Genomic DNA, 15,968 nt, shown 5'->3' on the forward strand with positions numbered 1-15,968 from the left:
TATAACGATCTCTTAATTTTATCTATTAATAACTTGTCCAGATATATTTGGAAGACCAATTCTGACATCTTTTAACTGATCATCAAAATCCGTCATGCCCCAATTTGTATCATAAGGACCATGAAGATTAGGTTCTTTTATTTTGCTTCGAACTGCCTGATATTTCGCTTTCTCGGCTGGAGATAAACTATTATAAGCATCTCGACTTTTTGGGGATTTAAGCGATAAACGTCCGTAACTATCTATAGGGTAGTAGAAGGTATCATCATACTCTCCCTTTCTAAAAATAATCTGCTCCCAGCCCCCCTCCAAATGATAGGTTTCTTTTCTTAAAGCATCTTTTGTCTGACTTGAAGCTGGGCCTCGCCATACTTTAATAGATTGACCAGCGGGAATATCATAAATTACAAACTGCCCATTCGCATTCCAGTCTGGCCAAACCGCTAAATATTTTCGCCAAGCCGCTTTCGGATCAGGACTATTCTTAATTTTAACGAAGACCTCTTCTGTAACCCAACACTCACCAAACGCACCATTTGCAGGTGAAGTTACCCGGTATAATCTGGCTGGTCCTGAAATAATATCTGCAGATATTTTACTAAAAGATTCAATATTATAGTCAGCTAAAGAAGGATATCCTTCTTTGACTTTTTTATCTATATCACTTCTATAGTCACTAGGTCTCAATGGCTTATTTTTCATACTTCCTTTGCTTAACCAAGTTGGACGTGGCTTTTTAGTACGCATTAAAGTAATGGCATGCGCTTCTGGTAATGTACCTCTAAAGTGAACATTAGTAGTATTTCTCACTGCTGTTCTTTGTAGATATGATTCCATATCTAATCTATAAATAACTCTTGCTAAGGCATCATTAAGTGGCGCCAAAGCTTTTGCCAATGGGGCATCTGCAGCATTTCGAATTTTTCTAACAATGGCGACAGTATTTCTAATTTTATCTTTTAAACCAGGAATATATTTGGCCTTATTCGTTAAGTTATCTAATAACTGAATCCCTCGATCAAAAGCAGCCAATAACTCCTTTGCACTAAGCTTATTTTTTACTTTTATAATTTCATTCTTTAAATAAACGAGAATATCCACGTTCGGTAGATATTTTTTAATATAATCTTGTACTTGTTTTTTTCTTAAAAAAGTAATAACCCATGTCATAGCTGAATCAACAGCTTTAACAACGGCTTTTCCTCCGCTTCGTCTTACAAATAAGAAGAAGATTTTTAGAACCCCTTTAACCAAACTCCCTAGGCTTGGAAATAGACCAATTAAAGTAAGGGCCAATGCGACCCAAGCCCACTGATCCGAAATATCTTCATTTAGCTTCTTACAATTTGCCACCAAATCGCGAACATCACATATCTGATCCACAAATGGGATCATGGAAATTGCAGCATCAAATACAATTTGCCCTGTACTACGATTATCATTGAAGTCTCCTTCAATGGCCTCTACCATCCACTCCCATATACTTTTTTCCTCTTGAATATCTTTTTGCTCACCAGTCATCCAAGCCAATGCATCTCTAGCTTGCGTAGCATTAGGAATATTATTTGCCATTATTTACATCCCCATAACTACGGATTGATGAGTCGTCTTCAATTTCTAATAACTCTTCTAATCGATTGGCAATTTTTTCTTTACCTTCTTGAGGTTCATATACTACTTTTTTTATGGTTTCAGGTGGTACATTTTCATGCCTAGCAAATCCATTAGCATCTAGTTTTCCTGCTAATGTTGTTCCATTTTTAAAGAAAATTTTATAACCATTATTTGCAATACCCTTTCTTGTTTCAGGGTCACGATAATCCAATTCAATCCAATTCTTTATATCAGTGCCTGGTAAAGTTATTGGTGTTAACTGAACATTCGCCCCACCCATAAACAAATGCTGCCCCGCCTTCACCTCAAACTTGCCACTGGTCACAGGAAAAATACCTGAACCATTAATTTTAATTTGAGCGTCTTTAGTCGTAATTAAAATTTCTTTAGGACTGGTAATCTCGATCCGATCTTCAGTCGAAATAATCTGAATGCCTTGCTTAGCAAGCAAGTCCATACCATCCCCTTGAGCATGCACTTCAAACTTACCTTTCGCTGCGACTTGTTTAATGCCACTTTGTGCTGCAAACACACTGATTCTGTTTTGCGCATGTGTAATCAGGTTTTTTTGTGTACTTAGATTGATACTATCGTCTGCAAACTGGTTAATCTGTCCATCGGCAGAGAGATGAATATCTTCATTGCTACTTAGGCCAATCCCTGCTGGTGAATTCAGCAATAGCAATGATTTTTTAAACTGGGCGATTTTTTCTTGAATTTGCTCCGCAAACTCTTTCAGTTGATCCAACGATTCTATTTCATCGGTTTGCTGATTCTTGGCAACTTCGCTCAGTGCCTTGGCATTGCTTTGATTGCCTTCTAGCTGCTGTTTAGCAGGTTGGGCATCAAGGTGTTCACCTTGCGCCTGATCTTGTTTATGTGTGGAAAGCAATAAACCTTCGCCTGCACGTACAGCTCCCCATTGGTCGGTACGTAGCTCAAAACCTTCGCCTCGGTCTTCACTTTCGGCTTTATCTTTAGGATGACTCAGTTTACCCAGATTCAGTTGACTGGCAGCATGACTGCTTTGCAACTGGGCACTGATCTGACCTGTGGTGTCATCAAAGCGTAACTGGTTAAAGCCTTCACCTTGGTATTCTTTGGACTTGATCCCTGCCAGTTTCTTGGTGTCTGGCAGCTTGCCTGCATTGTCAAACTTGGTCAGGCTACGATGACCTTCATGGATACGTCCCACTACAAATGGACGGTCAATATTGCCATCAAAGAAGTCGATGACAACAATCTCACCAATCCTCGGTAACAAGCGTGCACCATAGCCTTCACCAGCCCAAGGCGTGAGTACATCAACCCAAGCTGAATCGGTATCGTTGTCATTGGCACCTGCACCACCATCATGGCTGTGATCATCGTTACGGGTAAACAGGAAACGGACTTTAATCCGTCCCCATTCATCCACATGGATTTCTTCACCACTTGGCCCAACCACTTTGGCGCGTTGCGGTGAAGCAGTTGGACGGTGTTGTAATGGGTTAAATTCGGGTACGGTTTTAATGCTGCGGCGTTGTAAGGTCAGTTGATTGGCTTGGCGTTCTTGATTGTTGGTTTGGGTTGGCTGCCAATTACTCTGTGCTAATAATTGATTGATCTGTTGATGTAGATCTTTGGGTAAATTATTTTGGTTATAAAAGTTTTTACCTGTAATCAGGAATTCTTTGTCTGCGCCATCGTGTTGATCGATTTCAGGATGCTCAGCCAATTCAAACCAGTAACCCACATGGGTGTCTCGAACAGTGCTATCGGCAGTAAATTGTTTGGATTGTAGGTCGTAATATTGACCTAAGTTTTGATTGAGTTTTTCAATCTGTGCATTGCCCGATGCGGTTGCACCATCTTCCCCATTCAGGTCTTGCATCCAAGCCGGTGAAAAGTGCCATGCCTGTTCCAGACCTAAACTGGCATTGTCGTATTGAGCACTGTGTTTATGCGTGCTTTGGACACTGCCTGCACCATCTTCCTGTTCCAGTGCATCGGCTTGCCAACGCTGTACATGCACGCTACTCGGTTGTAAGCTGCGTTGCCCCACCAAACTGGTCATGCTGTCGTATTGTTCGGTGGCACTGCTGCGGTGGTAACGAATCTGTCGACGATCGAGCGCTTGGTATTGGCTATTGTCATCAATCAGGCGTAATTTTTGTGGTTGGATTTGTTCATTGATACTACTTACCTTAAGCTGAGCTTCGTCAATTAGCCAGTTAATCCCTTCGCTACGCATCAAGGATGTCAAAAATGCTTCATCTGATTGATTATATTGCATAATAAAAGGACGAATATCGTAGTCTTGACTGAGTCCGCTTAAATCCAAAGTCAAACTGGAAGCGAATAGGAGACTCTTTTGCTGCCACTCCTTGAAGACAATTTGCACCACATCAGGCACGCTCTTGTTCATAAATACGCGACTGTTACGGCGTTGTTTCCACAGTGCGGTTGGGTCTTCTAAAGTCAGCTTATATACCGTGAGGCTACCATCCGATTGCCCTTGCAGGGCTTGGGTGATAATGCCTGTGACACGAGTCAACTGACCTTGATCAGTGACAGTATCAATTGCGGCTTGGCTACCAATAAATTGTTTTAGCGGAATAGTAGCATTGGTCGACAGGCAAATTAATTCTGCTTTAAAGCCTGCATTCAGTTGATGCTGCCCATCAATCCGTTGCAGGAACACTTGAGTATTTAAATTGTGATTGGAAAACTGAATATGGATCGCACGTCTCTGTGCAGTAAGGCCCAAACTTTCCAAGGCCTGATAGATATTGTTCAACATTTTATAGATTTTTTTGCTTAAATTTACGGCATTGTAACGATATTAATCCGCCTCTGTCTATACAACATGGTCTGTTTATGACGTTTTTTGTCACTCCTTATGGATTGGCTTGAAAGAATCCTTTTTATTCATACAGATAGGTCTGCACTCAAATCAATGTTTTTAGCATTGAAATAAAAAAGCAGAGCCCTTACTCTGCTTGCGTATTTAAAAGCCAACAATCTATGATGACAACGGATCAACTTAACTTAAACATAATCAACCGCTCTTGCTTTTAACAGATCCAGTTGCAGCATTTTTTTCTTTTTACGACGATATGCAATCAGCAAGCCGATGAACCACACGGGCGAAAAAGCCAGCGCAATCAGTGTATCGTGATCTAAAGCCAAGATCACAATGGTAAACACCAAAAATGACATAGTGAACCATGCCATAACCAAGCCACCTGGCATTTTAAATTTAGACTGTTGATGCAACTCTGGGAATTTTTTCCGATAGCAGATATAAGACAAAATTATCAACATAAAAGTAAAAATACATAGAATCGACGTCAGAGCTGAAATAATGGTAAACGCCGTCATGACATTCGGTACAATAAATAAAATCGAGGTTCCAATGGTGACACAAGTCATTGAAAAAACCAGACCGCAAATCGGCACCTTTCTTTTCGACAATTTACTAAAACTTTTTGGTGCATCATTGTCCAAAGCCAGACCGTAAAGCATTCGACTGGTCGCAAAAATACCGCTATTCGCTGAAGAAAGTGCTGAAGTCGCCACCACAAAATTGACCAACCCTGCTGCAATCGGCAATCCAATCAAGGAAAACATTTCTACAAATGGGCTTTTCTCTGGTGAAATTTTTGCCCACGATGTAACTGCGATAATACAAACCAATGCACCGACATAGAAAAGTAAAATACGCAATGGAATCGAGTTAATCGCTTTAGGTAATGACTTATGTGGGTCTTTGGTTTCAGCCGCTGTGGTTCCAACCAATTCAATACCAACAAAGGCAAAAATCGCAATCTGGAAACCAGCTAAAAAGCCAGTAACCCCATAGGGGAACATCGACTGAGTTTCAAATACATGACTCATCGACGCTTTGACACCACTCGGCGAAGTAAAACCAGTACTGATTAAATAAATCCCTGCCAGAATAAACATAATAATGGCGGCGATTTTGATCAATGAGAACCAAAACTCCAACTCACCAAACATGCGAACCGCAACAAAATTCAGAATCGTAAGAATAGCTAAGGAGGTAAAAGCAGGAATCCAGACAGGAACATCGGGATACCAGAACTGCATATATCCTCCTATCACAATCACATCTGCAATTGCGGTAATAATCCAGTTGCACCAATACGACCATCCGAGAAAAAAGCCAGCCCACGGACCGATATACGCTGTTGCAAAATCAGCAAAAGTCTTAAAATTGGTATTTGCCAGCAACAGTTCACCCATCGCCCGCATCACAAAGAAAAAGAAAAAGCCAATAATTAAATAAGTTAAAATAATGGAGGTACCCGAAACACTTAGGGTCTTACCAGAGCCCATAAATAGTCCCGTACCAATTGCACCGCCAATGGCAATCATCTGAATATGACGATTGGTTAAAGAGCGTTGTAATTTTTCTTCATCCTGCTGAGTCATATGTTGACTACCAAGCAGATCTCCTTCCAGAAGCTGCTTATCTTTATCCTGACTCATGTAATCCTTACTCCAATGTATAACAGCCGTTATAATTGCCTAATAAAATTAAAATATTTTTAAAATGCCTGAATATCAAAATTCCATTTTGCTCAATAAAATTATTTTTAAATTTAGTGCTTAACTCAGCCACCTCGCTTATCTGTTATTTTCCATAAAGTCCTTATATGCACCCTAAAACCTGTTGTTATTGGTCAAAAGTTATTTGGGCGAAAGCATCATATCTCATTCCTCAAACACTGTAAGATCATGCCGTGCTTTTCCGTTCAATTTACCAGCAATTAAACGTGAAATATATTCAATTAACAATGTGAATATTTTGTGCAAATTAAGACTGGATTAATTTGCTCACACGGCATGCAAACAAATCAAAATAGGTCTAATTAGCGCATAAAATTACGAGATAAGTAGATGAATTATATCCTCATCCTTGTTCTCATTTTCAACCGACAATGCCTCAATTTTTCTTTGGAATATTGATATTGAGCATCCGTGCCGATGCTCCTTCTTTCACATGTAACTGATGAGCCTGCTCAGGATCTAATTTCACTTGGTTTGTATCTGGCTGGCTGTAAATGAGGAGAGCGCGAAAATTTTTATAATCGTCATTGGCAATGATATAAGGATCATTACCTAGAATGATGTGATCAGATGGCTCAATCTTTACCGTCACCGCATGGCTGTCTTTGATCGCTCTTAAATTTTCAATATCGGCTTGCAAAGTTGCACCTGCATCAAAGATATCAACATAGCCCTTATAACGCAGACCTTCTTCAATCAAAAGATTATAGGCAGGTACCGTATTGGGATGGACTGCAGCAATCACCGCTTTGGCTTCATCGGGCAGCATATCGACATAAAGTGGATGCCGCGGCATCAGCTCTGCGATGAAGGCCTTTTTACCTGTACCACTCAGATAATCTGCCTTACTAAACTCCATATCAAAGAATTTATGCCCGACTGCATCCCAAAAGGGTGAACGGCCATTTTCATCCGAAAAGCCCCGCATCTCCGCCACAATCGTTTCTTCAAAATATTGTCTAAAGGCCGAAAGAAACAAGAACCGAACCTTGGATAAAAATTTGCCATTCTTATTTAAACGATAATCAGGGTCTAAAAATAAAGTACATAACTCACTACAGTTGGTGTGGTTATTACTTAAATATAAGGTCGGTAATGATTTATAGACATTTAATGGCTCTGAAGAGTGCACTTGCGTACCGACGTGAAAGTTATACCAAGGCTCTTTTAAACCTAAGGCCACTTCGATTCCACATACGCCGACCACTTTATGCAGTGTGGTATCTTCTAAGGCAAATAAATAGCCCTGCTCCGACTTGTCCAATTTGCCTTCGACCGTCTTAATTGCTCGGTCTATTCGTGCAGCCAGTATTTCCATATCGGGTTGCAAAGAGGTTAAACCAAAACCTGCTTTTTGCGCCAGTTGATAAAGATCATGGATATCTTTTTGCTGGATATAACGAATCAGCATCATATGACTTACCCCCTTTTTTGAATCACAATCAAGCCACGGCTGCTTGGATGATTTTGTGGGCTAAGGCCATCTAAATTACTTTTTCTATGCTGAACCATGCACAATACAGACATTGCCTCTTCCTTAATTATTCAATTTTCCCTAGTACAACCTATTCAAGGCTGAGCTGGCTTTATTTATGTCAGTCTTTTTTAACGTCTTTCATCAAGCTGAAATCAAATTTGAATACGTTAAAATGCTCAACAACCAAGCTGATCACTCTATTATTCAAAAACTAATTGGCACAAAAAATTTAAAATTAAGCAAAAAATGAGCTGTTTTTTAGCATTTTATTTATTGACAGTGACAATGTGAAAAATTATTTCTCTACTTTTGAAAGATAAAAGCAGCTAGCTATCCTCAACTTTAAACAAATCACTCAACAAATAGATTAATACAACCAAATAGAATGAATGCAAAAGTATAATTAAAGCGATATAGATCCAAAACTTCAGACAATAAAAAAGCCCTTGTTTTCACAAGGGCTTTTTTATTGATTTGGCAGAGGATCAAGGACTCGAACCTTGACGAACGGTTTTGGAGACCGTCATGCTACCATTACACCAATCCTCTATAACAGCATAATGAAAGTCCTTCAGACTTCATCATAAAGAAAGTCGGAAACTCTCTTAAATATGGTGGGGGCGAAGAGACTCGAACTCTTACACCTTGCGGCGCTGGAACCTAAATCCAGTGCGTCTACCAATTTCGCCACGCCCCCGATGGGTATGCATATTAGTGAGAAAGATGCAGCATGACAAGTCTTTCGTATAAAAAAATCAATCAACTGAACACATAATATTCAAATCACGTATTGATGTTTATTTTTACGGCAAATCAAGGTTGTTTAGACAGTTTTTTGCCGCTAAGACTGAATTAAAACGTTGTTTAACATGCTTTTGGGTTAACCCTTTCAATAAAGGAAGAAAAACCTCAAATTCAGTTGGAAGCTGAATATGTAGCTGTTGGCAATGCAAAACGGCCCAGTCGTGATAAGTCTTTGCCTTTAATCGTGATTGAGCCAACCATTCATACACAATGATACCCAAAGCATAAAGATCACTTTGAATGCTTTTGCCTGCCCCGTGAAAAAGCTCTGGTGCCATATAATGTGGCGTTGCATCTAAAGTCTGGATGGGTTGTTCCGCTCTAAAAGATTGCTCAAAATCAATCAACCGGCATGTGTCTTCATATAAACGGAAATGTTCAGTCTTCAAGTCAGCATGAATCCAGCCTGCTTGGTGCAAGGCATCTAATGCATCTAATGCACTTATAATCTTTTGTTTTACTACTTCAATATCATTGATTACCGTGATATTACTAAAAAACGCATCTGAATTGACAGTTAACAGCCCCTGCTCAGCTCCTCCAAGATCTAAGCCTGTTGCAATATTGCTTAATTGAATCACTTGATAGGGCAATAAAAACAATTGTAGCGCCTGAGCAAATTGCTGATAGAACACGAGTTCCCGTAGAAAGGCCTGTTCTAAAAGCGGATGAGTCCCCAGCTTATGAAATTTAAGCCAATAACGTTCTTGATTGATTTGAAAAATATAGACACGCCGCCCAAAGGCATAGCTTTGCGCTTTTGTTGTTAAACTTAAATCTTCAAGTTGAATGTTGGGATTAAAGATACACGTAGTAAAACTCATTCTGCTGCTTTTCGTCCTGCTTTCGCAATGATGTTAAACAATGCTCAATCGTTTTACCAATCCGTGCATGGATTTCAATCGAGGCAATTTTCGGCCAAGTTGCCCGTTCGCCTTCTTGTTGCAATACTTTAAACAGTTTCGGGCGCGGATTTTTTAGCATATAGCTATAGTGTCGTAGCCCATATCTGGCAATAATATTGACATCGCCATAGTAGCGTTGCCCTAAAATCCCATAGCCATGATCGAGCATACGGCGAATCGGGAAAAAACTCCCCATATAGCTGCGGGTTAAATCCATGACATCCATCGCAATGGTTTTACCTTGATGGCGAATAATTCTTTCTGGCCAACTCAATACATCTCGACGAAATCTTTCCGAATCACTCTGCATAAACGGCACGATATGTGGATTCACCTGACTGGCAATGGTGTAATTAATATTATATAGCCGAGCCATTTTCTCCTGCGGAAAATCACTACGCATACTGCCATCCACCCATTTGGTATTGGCGAGATACGGCGTATGCTGTCCATCATAGCGCTTACTGGTCAAATGCACAGGTGGAAATAATACAGGCACCGCACAAGAAGCCAATACTGCACTCCAGACCAATACATTCGGTGCAGTTAATGCATTCATAATGCGTGGGTTTTGTGCGGTGTTGTAAGGCGCAATCACAATATTAATATGGCGTTTCGACTGTTTGTATGCTTCGGCAAAGGTGACATCACCCAAGTTCTGCATCAGGAATTTTTTTAAATACATCACATCTGCAACACCGCCACGGCCCCGAACCAGTTCACTGATTTTTCTGAACTTAAATGCATCACTAAAAAAATGTTCACCTTGCAGCAATTCAGGCACTTTATCGGGTGTGGAAACCCCCAGCATACCGGTCATGATCGCCCCTGCACTTGAGCCAGATAAAACTTGCGGCATCAGGTCTTGCTCTAAAAGTGCCTTACAGACCCCAGTATGAAATAAACCCAAAGTGGCACCACCAGAAAACATTAAAGCAGGTTGGCCATAGGCTTTTTGGCATTCCTCAAAAAACTGAATTTTCTCTTTTAACTGGAACGTAATACATTCACTCGAAGCCAAGTAACGTAAACAGTCACTCATTTCTTCAACATAATTTTCAATAATTTTCTTCGTGCCAAAATAGGTTTCGGCAAATAGCATCGGATGTCCAATATTAGCAAAGTCATAAGACAGCCCTTCTCTTAATACATAGATCAGATCAAGCGTCCGATGCTGGGTTCGATATTTTTTTAATAGGTTATAGCGTTTAGAGAGTATTTCTGCATCAAAATAAGGCGATTCATTGTCATATTTCCAGGCCTCTTTGCCCGACTCTTCATCCAGTTTTAGTGCAATGTCTTTCCATTCATCATATGAGCTGGTATGTCGTAAGCGTTCTTGCAACACATCAACTCTATACGACTGATATGTATTCTTTTTTTCCTGAACTCTATTGAACATTTGCAATCCCGATTTTCAGCTTATTTTTTGTATTCTTGCACCTATACAATGCAAAAAGCCGCAGCAACAATCAAGGGTAAAATCGATTTATTTCGATATTTCTGATGATATTTTCTTTATTTCCGTAATAGCAGTGATAGTATCCCTATTCATCATTGAGTTTGGTTTATATTTATGGCTATCCTTGATTTACCCGAGTCTATTCTTCAATCTTTATCCAGCGTATTAACACAGCTGCAGCAAACGCTGCCTGCACTAAAACAACCCACTGATTTTTCCGCAATTGCTTTCCGTTGGGAAAATCAACAGTTGGTTGCAATACAGCAGCCCAAAGAAATGCACCTTGAAGATCTAAAAGGAATTGACCGCCAAAAAGACAAAATCATTCAAAATACACTGCAGTTTCTGAATGGTTTACCAGCCAATGATGTATTACTGACAGGTTCTCGCGGTACAGGGAAATCATCGATTGTACGTGCCCTACTGACTCAATATTCAGCCCAAGGTCTACGTTTGATTGAGATTGAACGCGATGATTTGTCGGATTTACCCAAGATTCAAAAGCTGATTGAACATCGTCCTGAAAAATTCATCGTCTATTGTGATGATCTGGCTTTTAATGCCGAAGATGAAAATTACCGCAGCTTGAAAAGTGTGCTGGATGGTTCTCTACAATCAGGTTCAAGTAACTTCATTATCTATGCCACCAGTAACCGCCGCCACCTGCTACCTGAGTTTATGCACGAAAATACCCCTGTACGTAAAGTCGATGTACCGCAATATACCGAGCTGCATCCACAGGAAGCGATTGAGGAAAAAATTTCACTTTCAGATCGTTTTGGCTTATGGCTGTCTTTCTATCCAATGGATCAGCAACTCTATCTGGAAATCGTTGAACACTATATTGTGAAGGCCAATTTGGACTATAACGATCTGGTTCGTGGTGAAAGTTTGAAGTGGTGTCAGGCACGTGGACAACGCTCTGGTCGTGCTGCTTATCAGTTCTCAAAACATTGGATTGGTTCACAAAATCTAGAAAAACTACCCCATAAAATAAGTCAGTAATTGTCCTCAAAAGCTGTGGTTTTGTCCTCATTTCAGCTTAGCACTGGCAATTGTTTTTCATACCCTAGCTTTCACAGCATGGATTGAGTCTAGGAAACCAGATGAAGAAACAATTGCCGCCAACCTCTCTGACCAGCAAAATCATGGGCAAAAGCTTATTGCTTGCACAAGGTACGCTCGATAAAGCCGTCAAATATTCTACCCTTCCGTTTTCGGAACCTGAAATTATCCGCCCACGTACAGAAGAAAAATTTTATACCTGGACGCATTATGGAGTTTTCTTTCCACTCCTCCCAGAACCTCATCGTTATTTAAATATTATGATTTTGTTGGGTACGCCTGGCGCATTGGCTTTTGACCATGATGACATTACTGTGGGTGACCCGAGAAAAACCGCAACTTTCTTTTCTAGCACGGCTGCTGTAGATGAACATCTGTTAAAAGCCTACATCATTCCAGAAGAAACCAATATCCAAGACAATGGCACATTGATCGAACTGGGCGAAGAAGTTTCTATTCAAGGTACTTTACCAAATATTCATCTCAAAGGTCGCTATCATGGGCTCAGCTTTGAGTTTGATTTGGATGTCACAGACCAGATTTCATGGTTTATTAAAACACCTATCTATGATCATTTTAGTCTATTGGCGAACTTTAAAGGTCAGCTTGAGTATCAAGGTAAAACCACCCCTGCCGAAGGCTTATGTACTTATGAATATGCCCGTGCAGCAGGTGCACATGGCGTGGTGAAAAAACTCCTGCCTGAACCCTATAAATTGCCTTTAGACTTTTTCACTTATCAAATTATTAATTTAACCGAGACCACCCAGTTACTGCTCACCAAAGCCGATATTCTGGGGCAACCTGCGGCCTATAGTCTGCACGTCCGTCATACCGACCAACCAGCAGAACTCTATACCAAGGTCGAATTTAAAGTGATTGCCCATCAAGTTGATGATTATGTTTCCCCGAGCGGCAAGAAAATGCGTTTACCGCAACTGTTCTCTTGGTCAGTCAAAGATGATGCTGATCAAAAGGTTCTCGAGATCACTGCGGAAATTGATAGTCCATTCCGTTATGGTCATGGTGTTGGTTATGCCAGTGCTTATACCTTCACGGGGGAATATTTAAATAAACCCGTTCAAGGTCGTGGTTATATTGAATATGTGGATATAGAAGATCAGAACGCATTTAAACAATAAAAAGCAGTAAGCCTTTGGTACTTGATCAAAGGTTTACTGTTATACGATAAGAATAATAGTACGAACAACATTTAATCTGCTGTTGGATTAAATGCATCGATCATTTGCTGAATCGATGCCTTGATCTGCGCTGCTACGTTTGCATCATAACCTTCCACCAAAAAGCGACTAATCAATCCTTCAATTAAGGTATAGCTTACTTCAATCAACATCTCTGCCTTTGGATAAGCATGCAGATATACTGTGATTAAGTTTCTAATCCAAACTTTGTGTTGTTTTGACACGGAGATGATCTCTTGATCGTCCAAATGCGACTCAGCGACCGCTCTTACAAACAAGCAACCTTTAAAGTTATCTTCTTGAAACCATAATAAATGCCAATCGATCAGCCTGCTCAACGCCTCTCGTCCTGTTGCATCCGCAACATAATCCAGCAGGCTGTTTCTAAACTTTTCATCCCGCGCCTTTAAGACGGATTTCACCAATTGATTTTTATTTTTAAAATAGGTGTACATGGTGGTTTTTGAACAACCAGACTCGTCTCGAATCAGGTCAACCCCCACTCCAACAAAACTATTTTCATAAAATAATTTTTCTGCGGTATGCAAAATTTTATTGGCTGACTTTGACATAAAAATTTACCCAATCAAAATAGTACAGATCTGTACTATTTATGATTTTAGTTTTATTATCGCCGTAAAGCAACCCCACAGAGAGATCACCATGTTATCTTTATTCAACGGTAGAGAACATCTCGCCCCCATGCCCCAATCCATTGATGTCATAAGAAGTCTCATCGGTGGAACATTGAGTATCTTGATCTTAATTTTCCTTAGTAAGCTCACCCACAATCTATTTATCATGGCACCATTCGGTGCAACCTGCGTTATTCTCTATGCGGTATCACAATCGCCTTTAGCACAACCTCGTAATGTGATTTTGGGGCATTTTGTCTCGGCTTTTATTGGCCTACTGTTTCTTAAAGTGTTTGGTGTCTCGACACTGAGCATTGCGCTGTCTGTTGGCTGTGCCATCGCAGCCATGCAAATTTTGCGCTGTGTGCATCCACCCGCTGGCGCAAATCCATTGGTAATTTTACTCACGGCAGATACCATTCAATATCATTGGAATTTCTTATTCTTCCCTGTGCTCTTAGGCTCAATTGCATTGGTGCTGGTTGCATGGCTGGTCAACAATCTAAAATCCGAGAAGAAATGGCCTGTGTATGGATTGGCTTTTATCCACAGTAAAAAGAATCTTCAATAAATCCTGATCGATTAAAGCCTGACCCATACGCTTTAATCGATTTCCTTTTATCAATCCAACTTAAATAAATAGAACGCATAAACTTTTGCTTGCAAATAATTTACTTTCCCATAAAATTAGGTAGGTCGGTATACATAAATATATTTTCTTATGAGCTCAAAATCAGCAAAACAAAAAATCCTGGATGCAGCATCCACCTTATTTTATAACGATGGCATCAGTAATACAGGCATCAATAGCATTACAGAGAAAGCCAATGTTGCCAAAATGTCGCTGTACAATAACTTTGCGACTAAATCAGACTTAATCACCTGTTATATCGAAGCCCGTCATCAGGAATGGCTGTATTTGTATGAAAAAAGAAAAGTGCAAATCCAAACCCCAATTGAGGGTATTTTGGCGGTTTTTGATGCTTATCAAGATCATGCCGAATTTGCCTATGAAAAAGGCTTCCGTGGTTGTGGCTTACTCAATGCAGCTGCCGAATTTCCCGCACATAGTCCTGAACGTTTGGCGGTTAAACAGCATAAAGATGAAATTGAAGCGATTTTAGCGGGTCATTTGCAGCAACTCAGTATCACCCCACAACGGGTAAAAGAACTGGCACTGCTACTTTCTTTTATTTTGGAAGGTTCGATTGCTCGTGCTGGTTTAGAAAGCGCCAGTGATAAAGTATTTGCCGCTAAACACATGGTTCACAACCTCTTAGAACAAGAGGTTGCAAAGTGAAGAGTACTTCTGTCAATCTCAGTTCTCATTCTGGCTTTATTGCAGTTTTAGTCGCTTCTATTTTATGGGGTACTACAGGCACAGCCGCCTCTTATGCGCCCAATTTAAGCCCCTTAGCCATTGGTGCAATCGCCATGGGTGGTGGTGGGTTATTACAGGCCTTATTGGCCTATAAAAATATCCGCAGCCATTTACCGCAAATTCGCTCTTACTACCCTTTGCTGCTGATTGGCATGGTCTCAGTTGCGATTTACCCATTGGCATTCTATTCGTCAATGCGTATGGCAGGGATTACCATTGGTACGGTGGTTTCAATTGGTTCAGCCCCTTTATTTACTGCATTACTAGAAAAATTCTTTGATAAAAAAGCCCTCTCTAAAAAGTGGTTTTTTAGCTTTATTTTCGGGGTTGCTGGTGTCCTCTTGCTCTCGATTGGTGAATCGCACTCGCAAGCAACGGCACAAACGATTGCAACAGAGCAGAAAACCCTTGGGATTATTCTTGGACTGATCGCGGCACTGACTTACTCACTATACTCTTGGGCTGCCAAAAAGATGATTGATCGTGGCGTCGACTCGAAAGCATCTATGGGATTAATTTTTGGTTTTGGTGCTTTAATTTTATTACCGACACTATTTTTTACGGGTTCGAACTTATTTGACGAACCTGTGAATCTGTATGTTGTCACCTATATGATGCTGATTCCAATGTTTCTCGGTTATGTGTTATTTGGTTATGCCCTAAAAACGATTTCAGCCAGTACGGCAACGACACTGACGCTATTTGAACCTTTGGTTGCAGCTTTATTTGCAGTTCTCTTGGTAGGTGAGCAATTAGCACTCATTGGCTGGGTCGGTATGGCCCTGATTTTTGTGTGTCTGGCCTTACTCTCTAAAGCAGATCGTTCACAGCAAATGACTTAGTAATTC

12 protein-coding genes and 2 tRNA genes are annotated in these 15,968 nt (G+C 40.4%); 5 read left to right on the top strand and 9 right to left on the bottom strand.

The features are described from left to right. Positions 1 to 18 precede the first annotated feature (18 nt). The 8 genes from F895_RS04755 to F895_RS04720 all read right to left on the bottom strand — a co-directional run bounded on the left by F895_RS04755 (position 19) and on the right by F895_RS04720 (position 10,777). Positions 19 to 1,572, bottom strand: coding sequence for a hypothetical protein (locus tag F895_RS04755; RefSeq protein WP_005243034.1), 1,554 nt, complete (start codon positions 1,570 to 1,572; stop codon positions 19 to 21). Next, positions 1,562 to 4,396, bottom strand: a complete 2,835-nt coding sequence (locus F895_RS04750) for a type VI secretion system Vgr family protein (protein ID WP_005243037.1) — start codon at positions 4,394 to 4,396, stop codon at positions 1,562 to 1,564. The genes F895_RS04755 and F895_RS04750 overlap by 11 nt, the downstream gene beginning before the upstream one ends. Positions 4,397 to 4,644: 248 nt before the next feature. Beyond that, positions 4,645 to 6,108: an amino acid permease gene (locus tag F895_RS04745; RefSeq protein ID WP_005243039.1), complete on the bottom strand. Its 1,464-nt coding sequence runs from the start codon at positions 6,106 to 6,108 to the stop codon at positions 4,645 to 4,647. Positions 6,109 to 6,565: 457 nt separating this feature from the next. Continuing rightward, positions 6,566 to 7,603: an arginine N-succinyltransferase gene (gene astA, locus F895_RS04740; RefSeq protein ID WP_005243041.1), complete on the bottom strand. Its 1,038-nt coding sequence runs from the start codon at positions 7,601 to 7,603 to the stop codon at positions 6,566 to 6,568. A gap of 538 nt (positions 7,604 to 8,141) precedes the next feature. Continuing rightward, a tRNA-Trp gene (locus F895_RS04735) sits at positions 8,142 to 8,215 on the bottom strand. Between the two features lie 63 nt (positions 8,216 to 8,278). Further along, a tRNA-Leu gene (locus tag F895_RS04730) sits at positions 8,279 to 8,363 on the bottom strand. Positions 8,364 to 8,469: 106 nt separating this feature from the next. Further along, positions 8,470 to 9,294, bottom strand: coding sequence for a protein kinase domain-containing protein (locus F895_RS04725; protein WP_005243047.1), 825 nt, complete (start codon positions 9,292 to 9,294; stop codon positions 8,470 to 8,472). Further along, positions 9,269 to 10,777, bottom strand: a complete 1,509-nt coding sequence (locus F895_RS04720; RefSeq protein ID WP_005243049.1) for a DUF3336 domain-containing protein — start codon at positions 10,775 to 10,777, stop codon at positions 9,269 to 9,271. Before F895_RS04720 ends, F895_RS04725 begins: the two co-directional genes overlap by 26 nt. 174 nt (positions 10,778 to 10,951) lie before the next feature. Between F895_RS04720 and F895_RS04715 the strand changes: the two genes are divergently transcribed. Both F895_RS04715 and F895_RS04710 read left to right on the top strand, forming a co-directional pair. Further along, positions 10,952 to 11,842 carry an ATP-binding protein gene (locus F895_RS04715; protein ID WP_005243051.1) on the top strand — a complete coding sequence of 297 codons (891 nt, stop codon included), beginning with the start codon at positions 10,952 to 10,954 and terminating at the stop codon, positions 11,840 to 11,842. A gap of 101 nt (positions 11,843 to 11,943) precedes the next feature. Continuing rightward, positions 11,944 to 13,044, top strand: coding sequence for a DUF6670 family protein (locus tag F895_RS04710; protein WP_005243053.1), 1,101 nt, complete (start codon positions 11,944 to 11,946; stop codon positions 13,042 to 13,044). A 71-nt stretch (positions 13,045 to 13,115) separates the two neighbouring features. On the opposite strand, the gene F895_RS04705 is transcribed toward F895_RS04710, so the two are convergent. Further along, complete coding sequence (locus F895_RS04705; RefSeq protein WP_005243055.1) at positions 13,116 to 13,676, bottom strand: TetR/AcrR family transcriptional regulator; 561 nt, start codon at positions 13,674 to 13,676, stop codon at positions 13,116 to 13,118. A 91-nt stretch (positions 13,677 to 13,767) separates the two neighbouring features. Here F895_RS04705 and F895_RS04700 point away from each other — a divergent pair, with 91 nt between their 5' ends. From F895_RS04700 to F895_RS04690, 3 genes are all read left to right on the top strand, one after another. Beyond that, the gene (locus tag F895_RS04700; RefSeq protein WP_005243058.1) at positions 13,768 to 14,310 is read left to right on the top strand and encodes an HPP family protein; all 543 of its coding nucleotides are present in this window, start codon (positions 13,768 to 13,770) and stop codon (positions 14,308 to 14,310) included. 150 nt (positions 14,311 to 14,460) lie between these two features. Next, entirely contained in the window at positions 14,461 to 15,039 is a 579-nt protein-coding gene (locus F895_RS04695; RefSeq protein WP_005243059.1) for a TetR/AcrR family transcriptional regulator, read from the top strand. Further along, a complete protein-coding gene (locus tag F895_RS04690) occupies positions 15,036 to 15,962 on the top strand; it encodes a DMT family transporter (protein ID WP_005243061.1) in 927 nt (308 codons plus the stop codon). Before F895_RS04695 ends, F895_RS04690 begins: the two co-directional genes overlap by 4 nt. Positions 15,963 to 15,968 lie beyond the last annotated feature (6 nt).

Origin of the sequence: Acinetobacter sp. CIP 64.2 (assembly GCF_000369645.1) — a bacterium.
Classification (GTDB): domain Bacteria; phylum Pseudomonadota; class Gammaproteobacteria; order Pseudomonadales; family Moraxellaceae; genus Acinetobacter.